This is a genomic window from Paradesulfitobacterium aromaticivorans, from assembly GCF_054657415.1.
In genome coordinates this window covers 459,679-480,054 of sequence record NZ_BAAHYT010000011.1, presented here as the reverse complement: position 1 = coordinate 480,054, position 20,376 = coordinate 459,679, and the positions used below count along the sequence as shown (strand labels likewise).

Genomic DNA, 20,376 nt, shown 5'->3' with positions numbered 1-20,376 from the left:
ATTATCCGGCTCCTACAGCAACCGACTTCGGCTTATTCGGGATTATCCGTGCGCTGCCAGAGATTCCTCCTCCCGCACGGCAATCGCGACCTTATAGAGAACGGTTAAAACCAACAATCCGATACTGTAAACGCCGAGCGTGATCCATATTTCCGGAAAAGTCGGCGCATACTCAGTGATTCGACCCATCGGATTAGGAATAAATCCGCCAACGATAAGCCCCAGACCCTTGTCGATCCAGGCCGCGATAAACACCGCCGCCAAAGCGAAAGGCAATACCCTCTCATTCTTGCGCGTGGACGGGTTAATCAGAAGCCCAATACCCACAAAGGCGAGAATGGCGGCGCTCCACATAAACCCAACCAGCCCCTGATGTCCGTCCAGCCCGAAGAACAGATAGCGAATGGGAGCCATGTGCTCAGGTATATGGCTGTAAAAGGCAGTGAACACCTCCAGCAGGAAGAAAAATACATTCGCACTCATGGCATAGGCCACGATTTTTGCCAAAGCCTGGATGCTTTCGCTCCCCGCGTCAAAGGTACTCAAGCGTCTCAGCAACAGGCAGAGGATGACGAGGAGTGCAGGACCGGCAGCAAAAGCCGAAGCCAGAAAGCGTGCCGCCATGATCGCCGTAAGCCAATGGCTTCTCCCAGGCAATCCGGCATACAAAAACGCTGTCACCGTATGAATGCTGACCGCCCACGGTATGGCGATATAGATCAGCGGTTTAACCCATGACGGAGGAGGAAATCCCTTGCGTTCCGCCCCCAGGGAAGTCCAGCCGATGATGAGGTTGAGCAGAAGATATCCGCTCAGCACGATCATGTCCCAAAACATCACGGAATGGGGCGTCGGATGGAGCAACACGTTCAGCACGCGCACCGGTTGACCCAAATCCACGAAGATGAACAAGACACACATGACCACAGAGGCGACCGCCAGAAACTCCCCTAAAATCACAATCTTACCGAACTTCTTGTAGTTGTGCAGATAGTAGGGAATGGCAACCATCACGGCCGAGGCCGCAACCCCCACCAGAAAGGTGAACTGAGCGATATATAACCCCCAGGACACATCCCGGCTCATGCCCGTGATCCCTAGCCCCTCATGATATTGCTTCAAGTAGGTACTGAACCCGACAGCAATCAATGCCAATAGAACCGCGACCCAGGCCCAATACCTTCGGCTTCCGCTTAGAGCTTTCTCAAGCATGCTCTTCCCCCCCACCGATGAGATAGTAAACGCTGGGTTCTGTACCCAATTCCGGTTTACGCCGGATGCTGTAATGCGTAGCTAAAACTTGGCGCACTTCCGAATTGGGATCATCCAGATCCCCAAAGATTAAGGCCCCGTTGCTTGCCTCAACACAGGCGGGTGGAAGCCCCTTCTCCAGCCTCTCCACGCAGAAATTGCACTTCTCCACAACCCCTTTGGTGCGAGTGGGAAAATCCGGATTCACCTGCTTGATAAAGGGCCGGGGATCCCGGAAATTAAAGCTTCTGGCTCCGAACGCGCAAGCTGCCATGCAAAAGCGACAGCCGATGCAGCGGTGGTAATCCATGGCTACGATCCCATCCGGGCGCTTAAACGTAGCCTGGGTCGGACAAACCCGCACACAAGCCGGATTCTCACAATGATTACACAGCACCGGGAAAAGTTTCTCTTTGATGCCCTCATTGAGATAACCATTCTCCTGCCCTGGGAAAGCATGTTCATACGTCTCAGTCCCCATCCACTTGATCTCATCTTTGCTGTTGCCAAAGTCGGGCACATTGTGGGTCCGATGGCAAGCATCGATCATCCGCTGAACATTCTCCGCCGATTTTAAGCGGTCTGAATCGATCACCATGGCCCAGTGCTTGGCTTTCAAGGCCTTTTGGTCCGTTAAAACATCGGAGGCCTCCGCACTTCCTCTCCAGAACCCATCCAGGGCCATAACGCCGCCGATCCCCGCCAAGGTCGTAAGGCCCAGCTTTAAAAATCTCCTGCGCGTCACACTCATTGGCTGGTCCCTCCCTGATTATGGCAGTCCCAACAGTAGGGCTTTACAGCGGCATACGTATGACAGGTGTTGCAAAACTGCTGTGGGTTGGAGTGACATTTAAGGCAGCTGTTTTCCAGGCTAATCGGGAACGACTGTCCCTGACTGTTGACATACACCGTTTTACCGTCGCGTAGCGCCGCGTCCCGCCATTGATTTAAGAGTTGCATATGCTCTGTTTTCATAAACGCAGCCGACTCCACACAGGTCTGAGTTGTTAGCTGTTGAATGAAGGGTGTATTCACTTGCGGGCTCGGCTTGGCCGCTGCCTTCCCAATGTTAATAAGAAATGGCATTAGCGCCAGGCAGGCAAAAAGTAGGAGCCCAGCGATGATCCTTCCTCCCTTATACATCAGGCCTCACCGTCCTTTCCAAGTAAAGGCATCCCGCGCAGATCCGTCGTCCGCTCCTTTTCCCCTTTCATGACCAAAGCATTGGCCACAAGCTCGTGTACCCCAGTCACACCGACGCCCGGAACCCAATAATCCATGAGCGTCGGCATGGCGGCCCGGTCCACCGCACAGATGTTAGCCAGCATGTTCACTCCGTATTTTTCCCGGACATAGCGCACAGCGTTAGCCCGTGGGAACCCACCCCGCAAACGGAGTTCCAGGTTCTCTCCGGCGTTAAGCCCTGATCCGCTCCCACAGCAGAGCGTCTTCTCCCGGATTGTCTCTTCCGGCATCTCATAAAAATGATTACAGACGTTCCGAATGATATAGCGCGGCTCTTCCAAAATCCCCATGCCCCGTGCCGTATTACAGGAATCGTGGAAGGTGACCCTCAAGTGATCATTGCGGCTTTTATCCAATTTCAGCTTATTATGCTGGATCAAATCCGCCGTAAACTCCGCAATGTGCACCATCTTGGCGGACTTAGCATTTTCAAATTTGGTTCCCGTGATAGGCGATACCGGCTCTTCCAAGAAATCCGCCGGACCGTTCCAGGTGTCCATATACTGATGAACCACCCGCCACATGTGCCCGCATTCCCCGCCGAGAATCCACTTCACCCCGAGGCGTTTAGCCTCAGCATAGATCTTGCTGTTCAGCCGCTTTGCTATCTCATTAGAAGTAAAAAAGCCAAAATTCCCGCCCTCGGAAGCATACGTGCTTAGGGTATAGTCCAACCCTAATTCCTCAAAAAGCATCAAATAGCCCATAAACGTGTACGTACCCGGTTCGGCGAAGAAGTCCCCCGATGGTGCCACAAACAGGATTTCTGCCCCTTTGCGGTTAAAGCTGGGCTCGATTTGAATACCCGTAACCGTCTCGATGTCTTCCACCATGAATTCGATGTTGCTGGTGATCGTCTGCGGCTCGAGCCCCACATGGTTTCCCTTCATGTAACAGTTAGCTACGGGGCCGGCGATCCAATCCGTATTGAGTCCCAGCAAATTGAGGAGTTCGCGGCCCATCATGGTCATCTCGGCCTGGTCGATCCCGTAAGGACAGAAGACCGAACAGCGGCGGCACTCCGTGCACTGGAAGAAGTAGTACCACCACTCTTTGAGCACGTCTGGCGTGAGTTCCCTAGCCCCAGCCCATCGGCCCAAGAGTTTTCCCGGTGTGGTAAAATAGCGGCGGTAAACCGAACGGAGAAGTTCTGCCCGCAATACCGGCATATTCTTCGGATCCCCTGAGCCCATGTAGAAGTGACACTTATCCGCGCAAGCCCCGCAGCGCACACAGACATCCAAAAACAGGCGAAAAGAACGATATTTTTTCAGTCGATCCGCGATCCCCTCCAGGATCGTTTCCTGCCAGTCCTCCGGTAGTTTCCAGTCCTCCTCGGTGGGCGACCAGTCACGGGCATTGGGGAACCCCACGGTCTGCAGATTTTTCCCCTTCGCACCCCAACAAAATGTGCCCGGCTTTAACTCCACTGGAGTGTCCACCCATTCCTGCCTTGGCGGCTTAAAGTCATACTGCAGTAATTCTTCCGGCTTCACCTTTTTAGCCATACCCCGTCACTCCGTTTCCAGCGGTAGCCCGGCCTTCTTCATCTTCGCCCGGAACTCCGCTTCGTACGCCTCATAAGCGTGTACCTGCACCGGATAATTCCAGGGATTGATATGCCGAACGCTACGGCTGTTGTTGATCATGTTGCGCGTCGGGCTCAGGAACACCCCTCCCATATGCATCAGCTTGCTGAGCGGAAAGTAGGCGAACAGAGCACTCACCAGGAAGAGATGAATGTAAAAGATGGCTCCGATCGCGAGTGGTACTTCCGGCCTCAGCGTGACCAAACTCATGGTTAACGCCTTCACCTCCACAATATCCACTTTCCACACATAGCGCATCAGCACGCCGCTGGCGGCGATCCCTAGGAGCAAAAACAGGGGAAAATAGTCTGCCGGCAGGGAAATGTAGCGAATCTGCGGCACGAGCACCCGGCGGAAAAAGAGGTAGGTTAAGGCCGCCAAAATGAGTCCATCTGTGATATACAAGAGAGGAACTCCGATTTGGAGAAAGCTATCTAAGTCACCCAACTGCGTGATCAACACCGGCACCGGCTCCATGAATAGCCTGAGATGCCGCAACACGATGATGAGGAAAGACCAGTGAAAGACCAGCCCTCCCAGCCACAACCACTTGGCGGAACCATAAGCTAAGCGATCTCCCCGCTTCTCTGTCTTCAGATTGCGAAAAAGGGAGCGAAACAGAAGGACTTCCAAAGCCATCCGACCGACAACGCCCAGAGCAGAGGACGGATTCTCAAGCCGATTCTGTTTAATCCAAGGCAAGGATTTCTGTTGCCCGCAGGTCGTCAGGATCCGAAAGGGAACAGGAGACCGGCCCCACGTGATCACCCTAACCATGAATCCGACCAGAAACAGCAAAAACGCCAGATAGGGAACAACCACCCCAAAAAGAACATTCAGATGCGCACCCGCAACTCCCGCGTACGCGAGTAAAACGAGGGCTAATACACCCAACAAAGGGTATAGAATCTTCAACTCCCTCACCTCTCTCCAAGCCCACATGCTTCCCACATCTTCCAGATTGGCTATCGACGTGCCTTTTAGTCTTTAGCCTGATGCGTCAGGCGCAGTTCTCTGACCCGAAGTTCGAAAATCTGCTCCCGACAACGAACGTACCCATCAAAGGCCAGCAAGGCCAGAGCGTCAATCCGCTCCTCCAGAGAAAAGAGTGCCGCAGCCTCTGGAGCCGATTGGCCTACAGTGGACATTTCCTCTTGCAGGATCCCCTTTAACTTGAGAATAAATCCTACGGCCTGGCTGGGACTCAGTTCCTGCGTCGCTCTCAGGCGCATCAGGGGATCCAGTGCTTGGGCGAGCTCCTGGGGTGTTTTCCCCTCCAAGAGCCCGTTCCAAACCTCATGAATGCCTGCTTCTAAGGCGTAGGCCACTGGGTTTGTAAAACGGGCGTCCTTGTTTTGAAAGAATCTCGCTGCACTCTCTGGATAACTCCCTAAGAGGACACTCTGCCACCTAGCCAAGATTCGCTCTTCTTTTTCCTTGAGAAGGCTTCCCATTTCCTTGAGAGGGCTTCCTACTTGTGCCATCTTCTCAGCTCCTCCAACTCATGCCCGACACTGCCTGACACATGCCCAACTTATCTAAGTTCCCCAGCTCCGGCACCGACGGCGTGAGCCAACGCCGTTGACCCACGCTCTTCGGCACGCTGAGTTCGTCAGTATTCACTTCGGTTCCCCGACCTTGCCCTTCAAGGCGACAAAGGTTGTCGTGATGTAGAGATACTCCACTTTATCTTCCAGGGCCAGTTCCTTGACGCCCAGGTCGACATCCGCCTTCTTTTCCCCGATAGCCTGAGCGATCTCTTTGCTCTTGGCCTTCTCAACGGTTTCCAGGTAAGCCAGGATCTTGGCTTTGATTTCAGGGTTGGCTGTCCCTTGCATCGGCATGGCACCCCCTTATTTAATCTTATCCCATCTTAGTACTTAAAGGCTGCCGTCGTCCTAAACGTCTCCTTGGAGAAGATAAAGTCGTCGATCAGCTTGTCGCTGAAAGGTAGCCCGGTCAGGCCAAAGAATTTCTCCCAGCCAATGCGCTCAATCCACTCGCCGACGCGCTCTCCGCGCCGAGCATACTTCATCCAGACATCCACGATATGATGCACCGCCTCGGTCACTTCCGGCCAGCGCGGCGGATTATTGGGCATAAACGGGATGACCAAACGGGAAAAGCTCGGAGCTGTCCGGGCGTTGGACACCTTGCCGCCCACGAGGATCGCCACACCATCATTCTTCTCATCCAATATTTGCATACCCGGAGACATCGTGTAGCAGTTCCCGCAATACATACAGCGGTCTTCGTTGACGACCACACTCTTGGTCTTGGGATTCGGACGAATCGCCCCCGTCGGACAGGCACCGACCAAGGTCGGGATCTCAGTTCCTTTCTGGATGATCTCATCGTTGACCCGCGGAGGCGTCCTATGCACGCCGAGAATCGCAATGTCACTGCAGTGCACCGCTCCGCACATGTTGAGGCAGCAGGCCATGGCAATCTTCAGCTTGGCGGGTAAGTCCATGTGGCCAAAATGCTCGAACAAGTCATCCATGACCGCCTTGACAATGCCGGAGGCATCGGTAGCCGGCGTATGGCAGTGCACCCAGCCTTGCGTATGCACAATATTGCTGAGGGCGTTGCCTGTTCCCCCGACCGGCAGCCCTTTGTCTTCCAGGGCTTGGAGCAGGGGGGCAACTTTGGCCGGATCCCCGACCAGGAACTCAATATTGTTCCGGCTGGTAAAGCGCAAATAGCCGTCACAGTAGGTATCGGCCAAATCACAGATCTCGCGGATGAAATCAATACTCACCAGACGCGGCGAGCCCACGCGCACACTGTAGAGTTCCGAGCCGTTTTCGCTGACGTGTTTTAAAACACCGGGCTGAGGAAGTTCATGATATTGCCATTTTCCGTAATTTTGCAAAATAATCGGCGGGAGCATCTCACGATAGTTAGGAGGACCGGCATCAATTCTGGACATTATGGACTCCACCTTTCCTACAATCTGATCTATTTATCTTATCTATTTCTCGATTTCATCCTGTGGCCAGAAAACATAAGGATTGGCCCGCGGCCTGAAGACCATTTGCGGTACCGGCGGGAGTCCGACTTCCCGCAGGAATCGGCCCATACCGACCCGGTAAATCAGTTCGCCCACCCGTTCGCGCGTCTTGCCATTCTCATCCCACCATTCCCAAATGCGCCGCATCAAATCCTTAAACTCCGTATAGGGAGCTTCCATCTTCATAAAGGGCACGATCACCCAGGAGAGAAAGGCAGATTGCACGATCGTGGATTTCCCACCCAGGAGGATAGTGGCACCCTTTTCCTGACCCGGTTGTACCGCTTTGGGCAACACGTTGATGCAGTGCATACAGCGCGAGCAATCTTCCGGTATGACATGTAGTTCCTGTTTTGCGGCATCATACTTGAGAGCCCGCGTCGGGCACTTGTCACAGACCATGCCTTGAATGTCAAGCCCTTCTGCGGCATAGGCCTTGATCGCATCCTGATCAATCGACAAGGTGTCTCTCCAGGTGCCAATGACCGAACAGTCAGCCCGGGCGATCGCGGCGACACAATCATTCGCACAGCCCGACATCTTGATTTTGAACTTATAAGGCCACATCGGACGGTGCAACTCATCCTGAAATTCGTTGGTGATGTCATAACACATATCCAAGGTGTCATAACAGGCGTGTTCACAGCGGCCTGGCCCCACACAGCAGCTTGGGGTGCGCAAATCCGAGCCGGAGCCTCCCAGGTCAAACCCGGCATCGCTGTACTCGTCAAAAGCCGGCTGCAAGTGCTCTGTCTTCGTTCCCAGCAAAATAATGTCTCCGGTAGAACCATGGAAGTTCGTCAAGCCACTCCCATGTTTCTCCCAAATGTCACAAATTTGGCGCAATTTATCCGTGGTATAAAACCAGCCGCTGGGTTGATTCAAGCGCATCGTATGAAATTCCGCGACATGGGGGAATTCCCCCGGCAAATCCGTATAGCGACCGATGACTCCCCCGCCATATCCTTTGACCCCGACGATTCCCCCATGTTTCCAGTGCCCTTTCTTGTCTTCGTACGAGCGTTCCAGCAGATTCAGCAGATCTTTCGCGGCCTCGCTTTTGACAGCGGCCTTCTTGATTTCGCTGACAAAGCTGGGCCAGGGTCCCTTTTCCAGCTCATCCAGCTGTGGCGTTTTTTTCTCCGTCATGGCACACCCTCCATTTTCGCTTATTTTTTATCCTACCGGATCTCAGCTAGAGTTCCTGGATCGTTACCGCTCCCGTCGGACAGACCGTGATACAGCTCTCACAACCCATACATTCCGTCGCCTCACCCGCAACTTCGGTCTTCTCCCCGTTGAATTTGAGTAGCCGTGCCGGACATCCTGACGTGCACGCGTTGCACCCGGAACAGAGTTCTTCATCGATGCTGACAATGTACATCCACAACACCCCCATTCATGTTCTTGCACTTTCTTTCTCAATCTACCTCTATTTAACACCCTATCGCTCAACCTGTAAAATATAGAATCCCGATTGCACAATCTGAAAACCTCATGGTTCGTTTATTCCTGATAGGCAGCCCATACCGCCATTCCGCCTTCAAGATAAGCTGGCTCCGAAAAACCTTGGCCTTGGAGAAAGCAAGCGGCTTCATACCCACGAATTCCCCGTTCACAGACCGCGACCACTTCAGCATCCGCCGGAATCTCCCGCCAACGTTGGCGTAGTTCCCCCAGAGGAATCCAGAGAACGCCCTGGATTTTGATCGGAAGATTTTCAACTTCCTCCCGCTCCCGAACATCCAAAAGACAGATCCCTTTTTCAGCTCCGAGCCGCTGCCGAAGCTCCTGAGCCTGGATTCCCGACACCCGCTTGCGCCGCTTGTTTTCCAACGTGTTAGCCGCATGGATGACGACATCCATTGCTGTGGCAAAAGGAGGAGCATACCCGAGATCCAGACCCATGACATCTTCCAGGGATCCGCCAAACTGAATCAGTGTCGTCAAAACATCTAAACGCTTGATGCCTTCACCCGGTCCGAGGACTTGAGCACCCAACAGTCGCCCCGAACGATCAGCCACCAGTTTCAACGTTAGGCTGGCATGAAATGGATGGTAATGGGTCGCATCATGGCCATTGATCAAGCCTGTGATGATCTCGAAACCTGAGTCTTTTGCCTCCTCCTCCCCCAAACCCGTTCGACCCATATTCCATTCAAAGGCCTGCAACACAGATGTTCCCAGAACGCCCTGAAAAACCGCCTCCAGGCCAGCAATTTGGTCAGCAATAATCCGCCCCTGTTTGTTTCCGGTCGAAGCCAGAGGGACATAGACGGGTTTACCAGACAGAAGATGCTTCTGTTCGGCACAGTCTCCTCCGGCGTAGATCCAGGGATCGCTAGTCCTCTGCCGGCTATCCACTTGAATGGCACCGGTCACACCGAGGCTTAGTCCAGCCTCCCGTGCCAATTCTACACGCGGCATAACGCCAGTCGCCAGAATGACAAGCTCCGTTTCGATCCGCCCCTGATCCGTCAATACGGCGCAGACCTTCCCGTGCTCATCCCCCTCCAGGGCCTGAACCCGACAATTTAGACGCAAATCAATCCCTCGGCGCACCATATGGGACTCCAAAAGCTTGGCCATGTCGCGATCAAAAACCTTCGCCAACACTTGTCCTTGTAACTCGCAAACACTTACCTGGATCCGCTGCGCAGCCAAGGCATCCGCCGCCTCCAGCCCGATGAGTCCGGCCCCAATGACGGTGGCCCGCCGCACGTTTCTCTGCCGCAACCCGTCTTTCAGCTGCCTGGCGTCTTCTGGGTGGTGCAGGACAGACACCCCCCGCAAATCCCGGCCAGGCAGCGGCGGCAGCACGGGTTGGGCTCCCGTCGCCAAAACCAAAACGTCGTAAGGCAAGCGTCTTTCCTGTCCTGTCACAAGATCTCTGACTAACACCTCTTTTTTCTCCCGCTCGATAGCTAGAACTCTGGTATGGTTCAAAATCTCGATATCCTTGTGTTCGCGAAAATACAAGGGATCGCGCACCAAACCAAAAGCCGTTGTACGCAAATCATCCAACTGCGGCACGAGGTTGCTCAGATACAGCGGAAGCCCACACCCACCGTAAGAGATGAGTTCCCCTTCCTCGACCACCGTGATCTCCGCCTCAGGTTGGAGTCGACGCAGACGGGCCGCGGTTTTAGGCCCTGTCGCCACACCCCCAATAATCACGACTTTCATCGCGAATTACCCTTCTTTCTCCTTTTCTTTCTCCTTTTCTAAGGTACTACGTTGGAACTTTACCACTCGTCCTTCACGCTTGCAGAAACTCCAAATAAGGCTTTTCCAAATCGGGCAAAGCATTCACCATAAGTTCCACCAACCCGCCGTAATGGACATTGAATTTTTCCGTCGTCTTGTAAAACTCCAAGAGTTCCCGGATCGTGCCTTTGCAATTGGAACAGGGGGCACAGACGTACTTCGGAATGCTGGGATCCGCGATGGTATCTTGAAAAGCACCTAAGATCTGATTGAACTTCAGGCGTCCGCTCACTTTGTCCCGAAACTGACCAAAATTTAAAGAGTTCATGATGGCAAAACCGCTGCCGCCGCCACAACAGTAATTATCAACCCCATGCGGCGTCATCTCCCAAAACTGCGGGCAGATCTGCTTGAGAATATGGCGCTGCGGTTGGACGATGCCCATCTGGCGCACCACATTGCAGGGATCGTGCAGGGTTACGGGAAAGTTGTTTTTCTGCGGATCAAACTTTAGCCTGCCCGTGCGCACCAAATCCCACAGAAGTGGTAGGAAGCTCTCCACGGGGATCTTGTCTTCCCCGACCGCCATGCGGTCAGCTGTTACAGCAGCCGCTTTATGCGCATGCCCGCATTCACCCATGACGATACGGCGGACGCCCAGATGCTTAGCCGTTTGGAATTGCTGCAAGGCAATCTTCTTTGCTTGCGTATCGTCATACCAAATCCCGTAGTTCACACTGTCATAACCCATGAGTTCCGTACTCAGCGTCCAATTCAACCCTGCCTCTTCAAAGAGAATCGCAAAAGCAGCCGGATTCTCCGGCCAGGCCACAAACTCCCCGGCATTATGAATGAGGAGGATATCCGCCCCTTTCTTGTCCAGGGGAAACTTGATTTTCTTGCCTGTTTTCTCTTCGATATCCTCTTCCAGGAATTCCAGCATGTCCAGAAAGGCTGGTCTAGTAATCCCTGTGGAAGACCCTGTTTTCAATTGAATCATGGAACCCTTGGCATGCAGGGGACTGGGGGCGATCCCCAGCTCCTGGCTGAAAATCTTACGGATCTCCTTGGCAAAGATTGAATTGTCCAGACCCAAGGGACAGGTCTGCGCGCACCGCCGACACAGATTGCAGCGGTAAGCCAATTCCCCCAGGCGAGCGATGCTCTCCCAGTTAACCTCGATGTCTGCCCCGACAAAGCGACCCAAAAGCCGCCCGCTGGGGGTAAAATACTTCTTGATCATTTTCCTCAGAGCCTCTGAACGAAAAATCGGTCGGTAAAGTTCGTTCCCGCCGGAGGCCTGAAAAACATGGCAGGCTTCAGAACACGTGTTGCATTTAGCACAATACTCTAACGACAACAAGAGTGGCTGCAGCATCCCATTGTTGGCATCCGATAGAATCTTTTCCAGCCCGTTTAAAAATTTCTGCACAAACTCCTTTTCTTCTTCCTTTGTCTTAGGCCGCTGCAACGTATCGATCCCGACAAACCCATCCAGGGACGTGCAGTATTTTTCTCGCCAGGCTCCTTTAACTTCGCCAAACGAACGCTCCATCCCCGGCTGATCATACGGTGGCAACAAAGGCATCAAAGTATCGACAACGATCAATTGTTCCTCCTGCCGTCCTAGATCGCTTGGTTTTAAGGTTTTCGCATCGTGCATGGTCAACCCCCCCTTTCCCTCATCACCTATCCTGATTTTGTGGACGAACCGTCTGCACATGCGGCGCCGACCACGCGTGGCCCGGTTTGTACCCGAGCGCAGCTTGTACTTTTTTCTCGATCTCGCTACCCGGCAGATTGGGATCATTTTCCCAGAGAACTTTGTGGAAGGTAAAGTATTTCCCTACATAATGACTCATTTTGCTGAGCGGAATATAAATGAACATAAAGCCCACCAGGATGACATGCAGGGTCAAGGCTCCTGTCGCTTGGGGTGGCGTAAGACTCAAGAAATCCGCCATCACCGTCCGTGCCTCCTGATAAAAAAGATCAGGAAGCCAAACAATCAGGCCGCTGACCAGAGCCGCCAAAAGCAGCAGGAGATTAAAATATTCCTGCGGTGTCGTATACTTGCGTAAAACAGGGTCAAAGGCCCGCCGCCAAAGCAAGGCCGCGGCGCCGAAGGTTGCACAGGCAAAACCCAGATTGCCGCATAGCGCCGTTAAATAATAAAGAAAAGCAGGCCACGCTCCAGGAAGGAGTCTGCCCCCGGCGCTAATCGGCATACCGGCCAAGCCGCTGAGCGCCCCGATGATGAGCAGAACCGTCCAGGCTGCCAAAAAATAAATCCCCAGATGCAGGGCATATGACACCCACCACAGAGACCGTTGATTCTGGAAGAGCTTCTTGATAAAGAGCATCTCTTTTAACATATCTTTCAATTCGCCAGTGCCAGATAACTCCCGGGGTTTGCGCCACCATTCCACTTCTTCAAAATAGGAGCCGCCGTATTCACTTTTCCCCTTTTCCTTCGGAACCGGGTAAAGCTCCATTCTTCCATGCAGCGGCATTTTGGCAAACACATAGGCCTTGTATCCGGATAACACCAAAAACAACAAGGCCGAACCATAGAAAATCCATAACATCGATACCGCCTCCTTGGCATTGAGATTCTTTGCCTGCACTCAGGATTAATGCACTTGTATTCATTAGCACTAAGTTCACCCCTATTAAACACCCATGCACAACTCCTGTAAAATATAGATTCCCGATTATGCAATACGGAAATTCGATGGTTCCGAGGAACTGTTACATGTGAGTTAAAAATTAAGGACTGCCCTGACCAAAGTCAGAACAGTCCTTTTCATAAAGGTCTATCACTCCATAAACTTCCCTGTGTCGCGCACATCATACCCGCCCAAGGCCAGGACATCCTCCTGAAACTCCCTACTCCTGATCACTGCGAGCATGTTCTGGATGCGTTCATCCTCCAGGTACGCAGCTGGGATGGCCAAGTCATAGCGTTCTTCCCCGATCGGGATGAAATCCAGGCCCAAAGTAGCAGCAGCGCTCTGAATCCCAAGCCCTGCGTCCGCAGCGCCGGAGGCCACTGCTACCGCAACCCCTAAATGCGTGAACTCCTCCCATTCGTACCCGTTAATCTGTTCTTTATCAATGCCCTGTTTCTCTAACAGGTAATCCAGCAAAACCCGGGTACCCGATCCTCCCTGGCGGTTGACAAACCGGATCCCTTCACGGGCCAGATCAGCGAGCTCCTTGAGGCTGCGCGGATTCCCTGTGGGAACAATCAGGCCTTGAGTACGGTAAACCAGGTTCAGGAGCCTGACATCCTGTCCGGGAAGAAACCGTGCCAGGTAAGAGCGGTTATATTCCCCGGTAGCGGGATCTAGCAAATGCACGCCCGCAAAATGAGCTTCCTGCTTGCGCAATGCCAGCAAACCTGCCAAACTCCCTACGTGGGCGGAAGCTACTGCCCCGCCCCCTCTGTGTAATCGCAAATGGCTGGTGAGCAAATCCAGGGTTAAATCATGGGATCCAATCCCGACCAAAGTATGTTCAAGCTCTGAGAGTGGTCGCAAGAGCTCGACTTTAACTGCCTCTCCATCGTGGAACCCTTCCTCAAGGCGCGGGATGCGGATAAACCCATCAGCCCGCACTAAGCTCATGGTAACCCCCGCACCGCGGCTGATCGGAGCAGCCACCCAGCGCTGTCCCACTTTCCCGATTTTCACGCGCACAAACTCTTCCAAACCTAAGCTGGAATAGAGCTTCTTCGTAAGTACTGCTTCCACCGTAAGCGCCGAGTCTGTGCTGAGCCCCAGCAAATACTTGACCCACGGTTCGAGAAACAGACGCGCTGTGACATAAGCTGAGACAGGATAACCCGGAATTCCGATCGCCGGTTTTCCCTTTATTTCTCCCAGAATAACAGGCTTACCGGGCTTAATTGCTACTCCATGAATCAAAAGCTTCCCGTACTTTTCGATAATGCGGGCGGTATAATCATCCCGTCCCTGGGACGAACCCGCAATAAATACCAGGATATCCTGAGATGATGCCATCTCTAACAAGACTTCTTCCAATTCATCCTGCTTATCCGGGGTAATGGGCCAAACCTTGCTTGTCCCACCCCATTCCTCTACCAATGAAGCCAAAACAGTAGAATTACTATCTGCGATATCACCGGGGCCCAAATCACTCTCCGGCGAACGTATTTCATCTCCGGTGGGTAATATCCCTACTTGCGGCTTCTTACGCACTTCCACCTTTAGTACCCCAGAGGCGAGCAAGGCACCCTGGTCTTGCGGGCGGATGCGGTGATTAACCGGAAGAATTACTTCTCCGGCCACAATATCTTCCCCAACCGGGCGCACATTCTCGCCCGGGGCAACTGGGCTCTGCACCAATATTCCTTCCCCGTTTTCTTCCAGCACTTCTTCGAGCATTATAACCGCGTCCATCCCGGCTGGCATCGCATCTCCGGTGTCAACCTGGACCGTTTCTCCGCCGAACTTGAGCCAATGCGGCTGTCGTTCCGAGATCCCGAAAGTATTTTTAGCCCGGATAGCATACCCGTCCATGGCAGCGGCCGGGTAGTGGGGAGAACTGCGGCGGGCATGCACCGTCTGCCCGGTGACCCGCCCTAGAGCCTGACGCACATCCACCCTTTCATTGACCGGTCCGCATTTATCCTGAAGGCTATTAAACATCATATCCAAAGCTTCTTGCCAAGCTTTATTATTTAAGTAAATTCCTTTCTCCATCGCACCCACCTCTAGCAATTCTAGCGCAAAAGCTGAATCTTAACCTTTTCCCCTGCCTGCAACCCTTCTGCTTCCAGGGGCACATGAACGAGAGCATCTGCCAAAACCATCGTACGGATTAAACCGGACTTGCCGCGCACCGGCTCAGCTATCCATTGTCCTTCCCGCTCTGCCAGTCGCACCCGTACAAACTCTTCCCTCCCGCTTCCGGAATAGAGATTTTGCGACAGTGCTGCCTCAGGCAAAGGCCGTTGCTCCTGGCGCAGCCAACTCCCATTCAGCCAGGGTTCAATTATCTCTGCAAAAACCACCATCGCTGATGCCGGATGGCCGGGAAGCCCAAAAATAAGCTTGTCCTTAACCACTCCGCCAATAGTCGGTTTTCCCGGGCGTAAAGCCAGCCCGTGAAATAAAAGGCCCGGCCGCCCCAGTTCGTCGATTAGTTGGGCCGTGAGATCGCGCGCCCCGACAGAACTGCCGCCCGAGAGCAAGACCATGTCATTTTCCGCAAGCATCTGGTCTAAGCGCGCTTTCATCTCAGAGGGGTCATCCCCGACAATTCCGTAATACTTGACGATAGCCCCGGCAGCCTGGGCTTGCCCGTAGAGAGTATATCCATTTATATCCCTGGTCTGGGCAGACATTGGCTTACGCTCCGGAGGGACAATCTCATCCCCTGTGGAAAGAATTCCGACCTTGAGGCGTTTTATCACCGGCACCTCAGATATTCCCTGCGCTGCTAAGAGCCCCATTTCCTGCGGTCGAATCTTGGTATAGCGCTCAAGGATCACCTCCCCGGTCTCGAGGTCTTCCCCGATATCGATAATGTTCTCACCCGGTGCTACCGGCTTGGTTACCCCGTAGAGCCCACCGTCAAAGTCATCAAGATGTTCGACCATGACCACAGCATCTGTACCCGCAGGAAGCATCCCGCCGGTCGGAATAAGCATTCCTTGTCCGCGCCCCACTTCTTGGGCAGGAGCCTGACCCATATGAACTTCACCCTCCGCTTGCACCAGTGACGGTAGGCTCTCACTCGCCCCAAACGTATCTGCTGCCCTCACAGCCAGTCCATCGACCGTGGATTTGCGGAAATGGGGCAAGGGGGAGGATGCAGGAATGTCCGCACTCACCAAGCGGCCCAAGCTCTTAAGCAAAGACACTGTTTCAGTGCGGGCAAAGAAAGGTTCAGCATACGGTTTAAGCATGCCGAAAGCCTCCTCCAGCGTTCTAACGGCAAACAATTCGTCCTTCTGTCCCATTTTGTGTAACCCCTCTTATTTAGTACAACTTATTCTCAAGTTTTTTATTAAAACTTTTATTTACTCAATAGTAAATTTCTCAAACTCCATTGCGAGCAGATCTATTTGGAGCCAGGCTTTTCTTAATACAGACTCTTTTCCGGTCAGAACCTTGACTGCTTCAGCAACGGCCAAGCTTGCCACTACTGCCGGTGTAAAAGGAGGATTCCCCAGAACTGTTTCTACTCCCCGTTCACCCTGACCGAACAAGTGAGCCATACTTCGATCTCCGGGGAAACTTACCCCTACCAGCCCGTACCAACCTGCAATTCCGGCAAAAACCAAGGGCAGATTCAGGGTGTGGCAGCTCCGCTCCAACTCCAGGCGCGCAGAAATGGAGTCCAAAGCATCACACACTAAGTCCGCGCCCGCTAAAAGGGTCTGTGCTTTCTCTTCCTTGAACCAATCCTGAAAAAGATCCAGCTTGACCTCAGAATTCACTTCCTGCAAGCGGGCACGCGCTGCTTCAACCTTAGGCGTTCCCACTGCCTTCTCCGTAGCGAAGAGCTGGCGGTTAAGATTACTGGCTTCGACCTTATCCCCGTCAATCAAGATGAGGTGCCCGACCCCAAGCCTGGCCAGTTCTTCGGCGATATAGCCCCCCAAACCCCCACAGCCAATAACCGCGACCGTAGAAGCTTTAAGCTTATCCTGGCTTGCGGGCGAGATTGTTTGGGCATTACGGCGGTAACGCTCCGGAAAGCTGCTCATCCTTATCCCCCTCCTACCGGAGGAAAAAGAGCAATGACGTCTCCATCCTCAAGAATTTGTCCGGCGGCAGCATCCCGCCCGTTAACGAGCTGGATCGAAACCTCCTCCGGCTTTACATTAAGCTTGACTAAGACCTCCGTGACCGTGGTTCCCGGTGGGAGTTCCCATTCTTCGGATTTAAAACGTCCCTCCCGGAACGTGGCAAACAGCTTAATTAAAACGCGCATTTTATTCCTCCATCTCATTTGGGAAAACTCTGAACTTATATCCAGTATAGCAAACATAGGAAAGAAAACCAAACCTCTTAAAACAGAAACCCACTGCCACAAAACAAAAAAGACCCCTCTTTAACTTTTGCCAGAAGGGCCTTATCTTATCGAATCAATAATTGTATTGAGGGCAAAATTACTCTTTGTTATCGTCTTTCGCAGTTTTTATCTCTTCCCTAGTAGTACTTTCTCCATCAGTAGCTGATTTGAACTCTTTGATTCCTTTACCTAAAGCTTTACCCAGATCAGGCAATTTACCCGGTCCGAAAATAACTAAGGCAATCACCAATAGAATAACCGCAACTGTAGGGCTTACAAATCCAAAAGTCGTAAGCATTTTCGTCCACCTCCACTGTCATCAATATAACATATCTTTTCCTCTACTGTCCAATGCAAGAAAACCTATTTTCTAAAGAAATAAGCTAGTTAGATATTTCACTATGTTTATCCTATCCTAACTTGGACCAACTTGCAACATCTTTTTCTAAAACTGCTCTGGAAATTAATGCTTGACGGGATACAAGCACTAACTGACTGCATCCCGTCCATTACCTCTTGCACATTCTATTTGTCGAACAGTTCCTCATACCCCAGATAAAGCTGCCAAATCACACTCCACAATTCATCGTCGGCTTCGATGACATTAAGGCCCAATTCCTGGGCTTCTCTTCTTCCGATCGGATAGCCATGAGAAAAATAGCCCTCCGTTAAAGCTTCCGTTACAACCGGAACCTTTTCCGGAGAGTCTTTTAGCATATAGCGGGAAAGCAAAGCTTCTGCATACTGTCGGGAAGCTTTTAATGTCTTTTCATAGTCTCCGATAAGCCAAGGATCAAGCTTGTCGAGAATAGGCGTGCTTATTGAAGTCGCGACTTCCGAGTCAGGGCTGTTGCTAATCGAGCGCTGCAAATACTCCAGACAATACCTTACCGCCTGAACTGGAACCCACAGATCTTTATAAACCGGGTGTTTCACTAAAGGGTCGATGGGGCCAAGCTCAGACAATGGACCCATTACAACCTCATCTGCGCCGAGCACCAGCATGGAAGCGGCAGATTTGGCTACAAAAGGAACAATTACGGCGAATTCCTGGCAGAATTCGCGGACGAGAGATACCACCTTAAACGGGGTGTCTACTGCCCCGCCAAAGCTATGCAAGACTAAGTCTATTTTGCGCGTAGGGCCGATCTCCTTAAGCTGTTGGTAGAGGGGAACCAAAATCCGGTCATCAAGCGGAGTATAAGAAAAGTAGACTAAAACCTTGGAGTCGCGCAATTGCTCTAACCGTTCCAGTAAAGTAAACCTGTCCTCGGCATTCACCCGATTCCCTCCCAGTAAAACGTATATTCCATTTTATTCCATCTACTGGTTGGGAGTGCGAGTAAAATTACTTTTCAAACCTCGAAGTTTTACGAGCTTTAAGCGTTAGGCAACTCAATCTTGAAGCCGGATTTAGTATGGCAATCGGTACAGTAACTCTCGCCACCCAAACCCTGTTTTTCATGACACGGATAACATTGTTTTGCAGGCTGCTGATTATTCTTTACAGCAAAGCCATGCCCATTCGAACCAGTAAGCCATTCTTCACGCGGGATAGAACTATGTGGGTTGCCAGGGTCATGCTGTTGCGAAAATATGATGACGGCCGCTAGGGCAGCCAGCAATCCAAGGGTAATTACGCTTCGTAGAACTCGTTTCCGGTCCAAACACAAGACCTCCTCGCACTCAGCAGAATCACCTTAGCGTCTTAATTACCGCTCGCGCCTGCTCCAGAGTATACTCAATGTCATCTCCGGAATGAGCGGTAGAGAGGAAAACAGCCTCATATTGGCTCGCAGCCAGATACACTCCGCGCTCAAGCATGGCGCGGAAATACCTGCCAAAACGCTCCGTATCCGAAGTGCACGCACTCTGATAATCTTTTACCGGAACTTCCGTGAAGAACGCTGAAAACATGGCCCCTACAGCATTGACCCAGAGCGGAATCCCGGCTTCAGCAGCTGCGTCTTTAAGACCCTGAGCCAACCGTGAAGTCTTCTGCTCCAGTTCCTCATAAGTCCTTGGCTGCTGCAAGAGCTTTATGGTGGCTAGCCCTGCTGCCATAGCCAAGGGATTCCCAGACAATGTTCCAGCCTGGTATACTGGGCCGCTCGGCGCAATCTGCTCCATATAACGGAGTTTCCCGCCATAAGCTGCCACCGGCAGCCCTCCGCCGATCACTTTGCCCAGACAGGTTAAGTCCGGGTCTATGCCGAAACGGCCCTGTGCCCCTCCATAACTCACCCGGAATCCGGTCATAACCTCATCAAAGATTAAGAGAGCGCCATATTCCAAAGTCAGGGCGCGCACCCCTTCCAGAAAACCCGGCTCAGGCAGTACCACACCCATATTTCCGGTTACAGGTTCCAGAATGACCGCCGCAATTTCTTCCCCATCCTTCTGGAAAAGTTCTCTTAGCCCTTCCAGATCGTTAAACGAAGCAGATATTGTCGTAGCCGCTGTCTGGGCAGGCACCCCGGGCGAATTTGGAACTCCCATGGTTAAAGCCCCGCTACCCGCCTTTATCAGCAACGCATCAGAGTGTCCGTGATAACACCCTTCAAACTTGACGATTTTCGTTCTCCCGGTAGCTGCGCGAGCCAGGCGCAAAGCGCTCATTGTGGCTTCTGTACCTGAGTTTACCATCCGTATCATTTCCATAGACGGATAGGCCTTCAAGACCTCTGCGGCCAGTTCTGTCTCAATTTCAGTGGGCGCTCCATAACTCGTTCCGCGCTCGGCAGCTTTCTGAATCTCTGCCACTACTTCCGGATGGGCGTGTCCTACGATAAGTGGCCCCCACGAACCTACATAATCTATGTAACTGTTCCCGTCAATATCCCACAAACGTGAGCCTGCCCCCCGTTCGATAAAGACAGGGTCGCGTCCTACGGATTGAAAGGCACGCACCGGAGAATTGACCCCGCCAGGAATAACTCGCTTAGCCCGCGCAAAGGCCTGACGGCTTTTTTCATCGTTAAAGGACATATATGCTTCCTCCCTCGCATTAAGGTTAGAACATCA

The 20,376-nt window shown here is 52.5% G+C and carries 21 protein-coding genes; all 21 read right to left on the bottom strand.

The window, feature by feature from the left end:
- Positions 1–42: 42 nt before the first annotated feature.
- Positions 43–1,212 carry a sulfate reduction electron transfer complex DsrMKJOP subunit DsrP gene (gene dsrP / locus ACYQ2N_RS19085; RefSeq protein WP_460001003.1) on the bottom strand — a complete coding sequence of 390 codons (1,170 nt, stop codon included), beginning with the start codon at positions 1,210–1,212 and terminating at the stop codon, positions 43–45.
- The gene (gene dsrO, locus ACYQ2N_RS19080) at positions 1,205–2,002 is read right to left on the bottom strand and encodes a sulfate reduction electron transfer complex DsrMKJOP subunit DsrO (protein WP_460001002.1); all 798 of its coding nucleotides are present in this window, start codon (positions 2,000–2,002) and stop codon (positions 1,205–1,207) included. The genes dsrP and dsrO overlap by 8 nt, the downstream gene beginning before the upstream one ends.
- On the bottom strand, positions 1,999–2,394 hold the full coding sequence (gene dsrJ / locus ACYQ2N_RS19075; RefSeq protein ID WP_460001001.1) for a sulfate reduction electron transfer complex DsrMKJOP subunit DsrJ: 396 nt from the start codon (positions 2,392–2,394) through the stop codon (positions 1,999–2,001). Before dsrJ ends, dsrO begins: the two co-directional genes overlap by 4 nt.
- A complete protein-coding gene (gene dsrK / locus ACYQ2N_RS19070; protein ID WP_460001000.1) occupies positions 2,394–4,004 on the bottom strand; it encodes a sulfate reduction electron transfer complex DsrMKJOP subunit DsrK in 1,611 nt (536 codons plus the stop codon). Before dsrK (ACYQ2N_RS19070) ends, dsrJ begins: the two co-directional genes overlap by 1 nt.
- Positions 4,005–4,010: 6 nt before the next feature.
- On the bottom strand, positions 4,011–5,000 hold the full coding sequence (dsrM, locus tag ACYQ2N_RS19065) for a sulfate reduction electron transfer complex DsrMKJOP subunit DsrM (protein ID WP_460000999.1): 990 nt from the start codon (positions 4,998–5,000) through the stop codon (positions 4,011–4,013).
- Positions 5,001–5,065: 65 nt separating this feature from the next.
- Positions 5,066–5,569 (bottom strand): RsbRD N-terminal domain-containing protein, encoded by a 504-nt coding sequence (locus tag ACYQ2N_RS19060; RefSeq protein ID WP_460000998.1) that lies wholly within the window; start codon positions 5,567–5,569, stop codon positions 5,066–5,068.
- A 135-nt stretch (positions 5,570–5,704) separates the two neighbouring features.
- Positions 5,705–5,929 (bottom strand): hypothetical protein, encoded by a 225-nt coding sequence (locus ACYQ2N_RS19055; protein WP_460000997.1) that lies wholly within the window; start codon positions 5,927–5,929, stop codon positions 5,705–5,707.
- Between the two features lie 29 nt (positions 5,930–5,958).
- Entirely contained in the window at positions 5,959–7,017 is a 1,059-nt protein-coding gene (gene dsrB / locus ACYQ2N_RS19050) for a dissimilatory-type sulfite reductase subunit beta (protein ID WP_460000996.1), read from the bottom strand.
- A gap of 42 nt (positions 7,018–7,059) precedes the next feature.
- Positions 7,060–8,247, bottom strand: coding sequence for a dissimilatory-type sulfite reductase subunit alpha (dsrA, locus tag ACYQ2N_RS19045; protein WP_460000995.1), 1,188 nt, complete (start codon positions 8,245–8,247; stop codon positions 7,060–7,062).
- Between the two features lie 46 nt (positions 8,248–8,293).
- Positions 8,294–8,482, bottom strand: a complete 189-nt coding sequence (locus tag ACYQ2N_RS19040) for a 4Fe-4S binding protein (RefSeq protein WP_460000994.1) — start codon at positions 8,480–8,482, stop codon at positions 8,294–8,296.
- 122 nt (positions 8,483–8,604) lie between these two features.
- Positions 8,605–10,284, bottom strand: coding sequence for an FAD-dependent oxidoreductase (locus ACYQ2N_RS19035; RefSeq protein WP_460000993.1), 1,680 nt, complete (start codon positions 10,282–10,284; stop codon positions 8,605–8,607).
- A gap of 73 nt (positions 10,285–10,357) precedes the next feature.
- Complete coding sequence (dsrK, locus tag ACYQ2N_RS19030) at positions 10,358–11,968, bottom strand: sulfate reduction electron transfer complex DsrMKJOP subunit DsrK (protein ID WP_460000992.1); 1,611 nt, start codon at positions 11,966–11,968, stop codon at positions 10,358–10,360.
- Between the two features lie 22 nt (positions 11,969–11,990).
- On the bottom strand, positions 11,991–12,893 hold the full coding sequence (locus tag ACYQ2N_RS19025) for a respiratory nitrate reductase subunit gamma (RefSeq protein ID WP_460000991.1): 903 nt from the start codon (positions 12,891–12,893) through the stop codon (positions 11,991–11,993).
- 231 nt (positions 12,894–13,124) lie between these two features.
- A complete protein-coding gene (locus ACYQ2N_RS19020; RefSeq protein ID WP_460000990.1) occupies positions 13,125–15,032 on the bottom strand; it encodes a molybdopterin biosynthesis protein in 1,908 nt (635 codons plus the stop codon).
- A gap of 20 nt (positions 15,033–15,052) precedes the next feature.
- Positions 15,053–16,294, bottom strand: coding sequence for a molybdopterin molybdotransferase MoeA (locus ACYQ2N_RS19015; protein WP_460000989.1), 1,242 nt, complete (start codon positions 16,292–16,294; stop codon positions 15,053–15,055).
- A gap of 60 nt (positions 16,295–16,354) precedes the next feature.
- Positions 16,355–17,044, bottom strand: a complete 690-nt coding sequence (locus ACYQ2N_RS19010) for a HesA/MoeB/ThiF family protein (protein WP_460000988.1) — start codon at positions 17,042–17,044, stop codon at positions 16,355–16,357.
- 2 nt (positions 17,045–17,046) lie between these two features.
- Positions 17,047–17,271, bottom strand: coding sequence for a MoaD/ThiS family protein (locus ACYQ2N_RS19005; RefSeq protein ID WP_460000987.1), 225 nt, complete (start codon positions 17,269–17,271; stop codon positions 17,047–17,049).
- Positions 17,272–17,449: 178 nt separating this feature from the next.
- Positions 17,450–17,650 carry a twin-arginine translocase TatA/TatE family subunit gene (gene tatA / locus ACYQ2N_RS19000; protein ID WP_460000986.1) on the bottom strand — a complete coding sequence of 67 codons (201 nt, stop codon included), beginning with the start codon at positions 17,648–17,650 and terminating at the stop codon, positions 17,450–17,452.
- A 227-nt stretch (positions 17,651–17,877) separates the two neighbouring features.
- The gene (locus ACYQ2N_RS18995; protein ID WP_460000985.1) at positions 17,878–18,633 is read right to left on the bottom strand and encodes an SDH family Clp fold serine proteinase; all 756 of its coding nucleotides are present in this window, start codon (positions 18,631–18,633) and stop codon (positions 17,878–17,880) included.
- A gap of 98 nt (positions 18,634–18,731) precedes the next feature.
- A complete protein-coding gene (locus ACYQ2N_RS18990) occupies positions 18,732–19,019 on the bottom strand; it encodes a hypothetical protein (protein WP_460000984.1) in 288 nt (95 codons plus the stop codon).
- 28 nt (positions 19,020–19,047) lie between these two features.
- Entirely contained in the window at positions 19,048–20,340 is a 1,293-nt protein-coding gene (hemL, locus tag ACYQ2N_RS18985; RefSeq protein WP_460000983.1) for a glutamate-1-semialdehyde 2,1-aminomutase, read from the bottom strand.
- Positions 20,341–20,376 lie beyond the last annotated feature (36 nt).

Bases quoted from the DNA above. Each gene is read 5' to 3' on its own strand.
- dsrP (WP_460001003.1), bottom strand. From the start codon at position 1,212: ATGCTTGAGAAAGCTCTAAGCGGAAGCCGAAGGTATTGGGCCTGGGTC.
- dsrO (WP_460001002.1), bottom strand. From the start codon at position 2,002: ATGAGTGTGACGCGCAGGAGATTTTTAAAGCTGGGCCTTACGACCTTG.
- dsrJ (WP_460001001.1), bottom strand. From the start codon at position 2,394: ATGTATAAGGGAGGAAGGATCATCGCTGGGCTCCTACTTTTTGCCTGC.
- dsrK (WP_460001000.1), bottom strand. From the start codon at position 4,004: ATGGCTAAAAAGGTGAAGCCGGAAGAATTACTGCAGTATGACTTTAAG.
- ACYQ2N_RS19060 (WP_460000998.1), bottom strand. From the start codon at position 5,569: ATGGCACAAGTAGGAAGCCCTCTCAAGGAAATGGGAAGCCTTCTCAAG.
- ACYQ2N_RS19055 (WP_460000997.1), bottom strand. From the start codon at position 5,929: ATGCCGATGCAAGGGACAGCCAACCCTGAAATCAAAGCCAAGATCCTG.
- dsrB (WP_460000996.1), bottom strand. From the start codon at position 7,017: ATGTCCAGAATTGATGCCGGTCCTCCTAACTATCGTGAGATGCTCCCG.
- dsrA (WP_460000995.1), bottom strand. From the start codon at position 8,247: ATGACGGAGAAAAAAACGCCACAGCTGGATGAGCTGGAAAAGGGACCC.
- ACYQ2N_RS19040 (WP_460000994.1), bottom strand. From the start codon at position 8,482: ATGTACATTGTCAGCATCGATGAAGAACTCTGTTCCGGGTGCAACGCG.
- ACYQ2N_RS19035 (WP_460000993.1), bottom strand. From the start codon at position 10,284: ATGAAAGTCGTGATTATTGGGGGTGTGGCGACAGGGCCTAAAACCGCG.
- dsrK (WP_460000992.1), bottom strand. From the start codon at position 11,968: ATGCACGATGCGAAAACCTTAAAACCAAGCGATCTAGGACGGCAGGAG.
- ACYQ2N_RS19025 (WP_460000991.1), bottom strand. From the start codon at position 12,893: ATGTTATGGATTTTCTATGGTTCGGCCTTGTTGTTTTTGGTGTTATCC.
- ACYQ2N_RS19020 (WP_460000990.1), bottom strand. From the start codon at position 15,032: ATGGAGAAAGGAATTTACTTAAATAATAAAGCTTGGCAAGAAGCTTTG.
- ACYQ2N_RS19015 (WP_460000989.1), bottom strand. From the start codon at position 16,294: ATGGGACAGAAGGACGAATTGTTTGCCGTTAGAACGCTGGAGGAGGCT.
- ACYQ2N_RS19010 (WP_460000988.1), bottom strand. From the start codon at position 17,044: ATGAGCAGCTTTCCGGAGCGTTACCGCCGTAATGCCCAAACAATCTCG.
- ACYQ2N_RS19005 (WP_460000987.1), bottom strand. From the start codon at position 17,271: ATGCGCGTTTTAATTAAGCTGTTTGCCACGTTCCGGGAGGGACGTTTT.
- tatA (WP_460000986.1), bottom strand. From the start codon at position 17,650: ATGCTTACGACTTTTGGATTTGTAAGCCCTACAGTTGCGGTTATTCTA.
- hemL (WP_460000983.1), bottom strand. From the start codon at position 20,340: ATGTCCTTTAACGATGAAAAAAGCCGTCAGGCCTTTGCGCGGGCTAAG.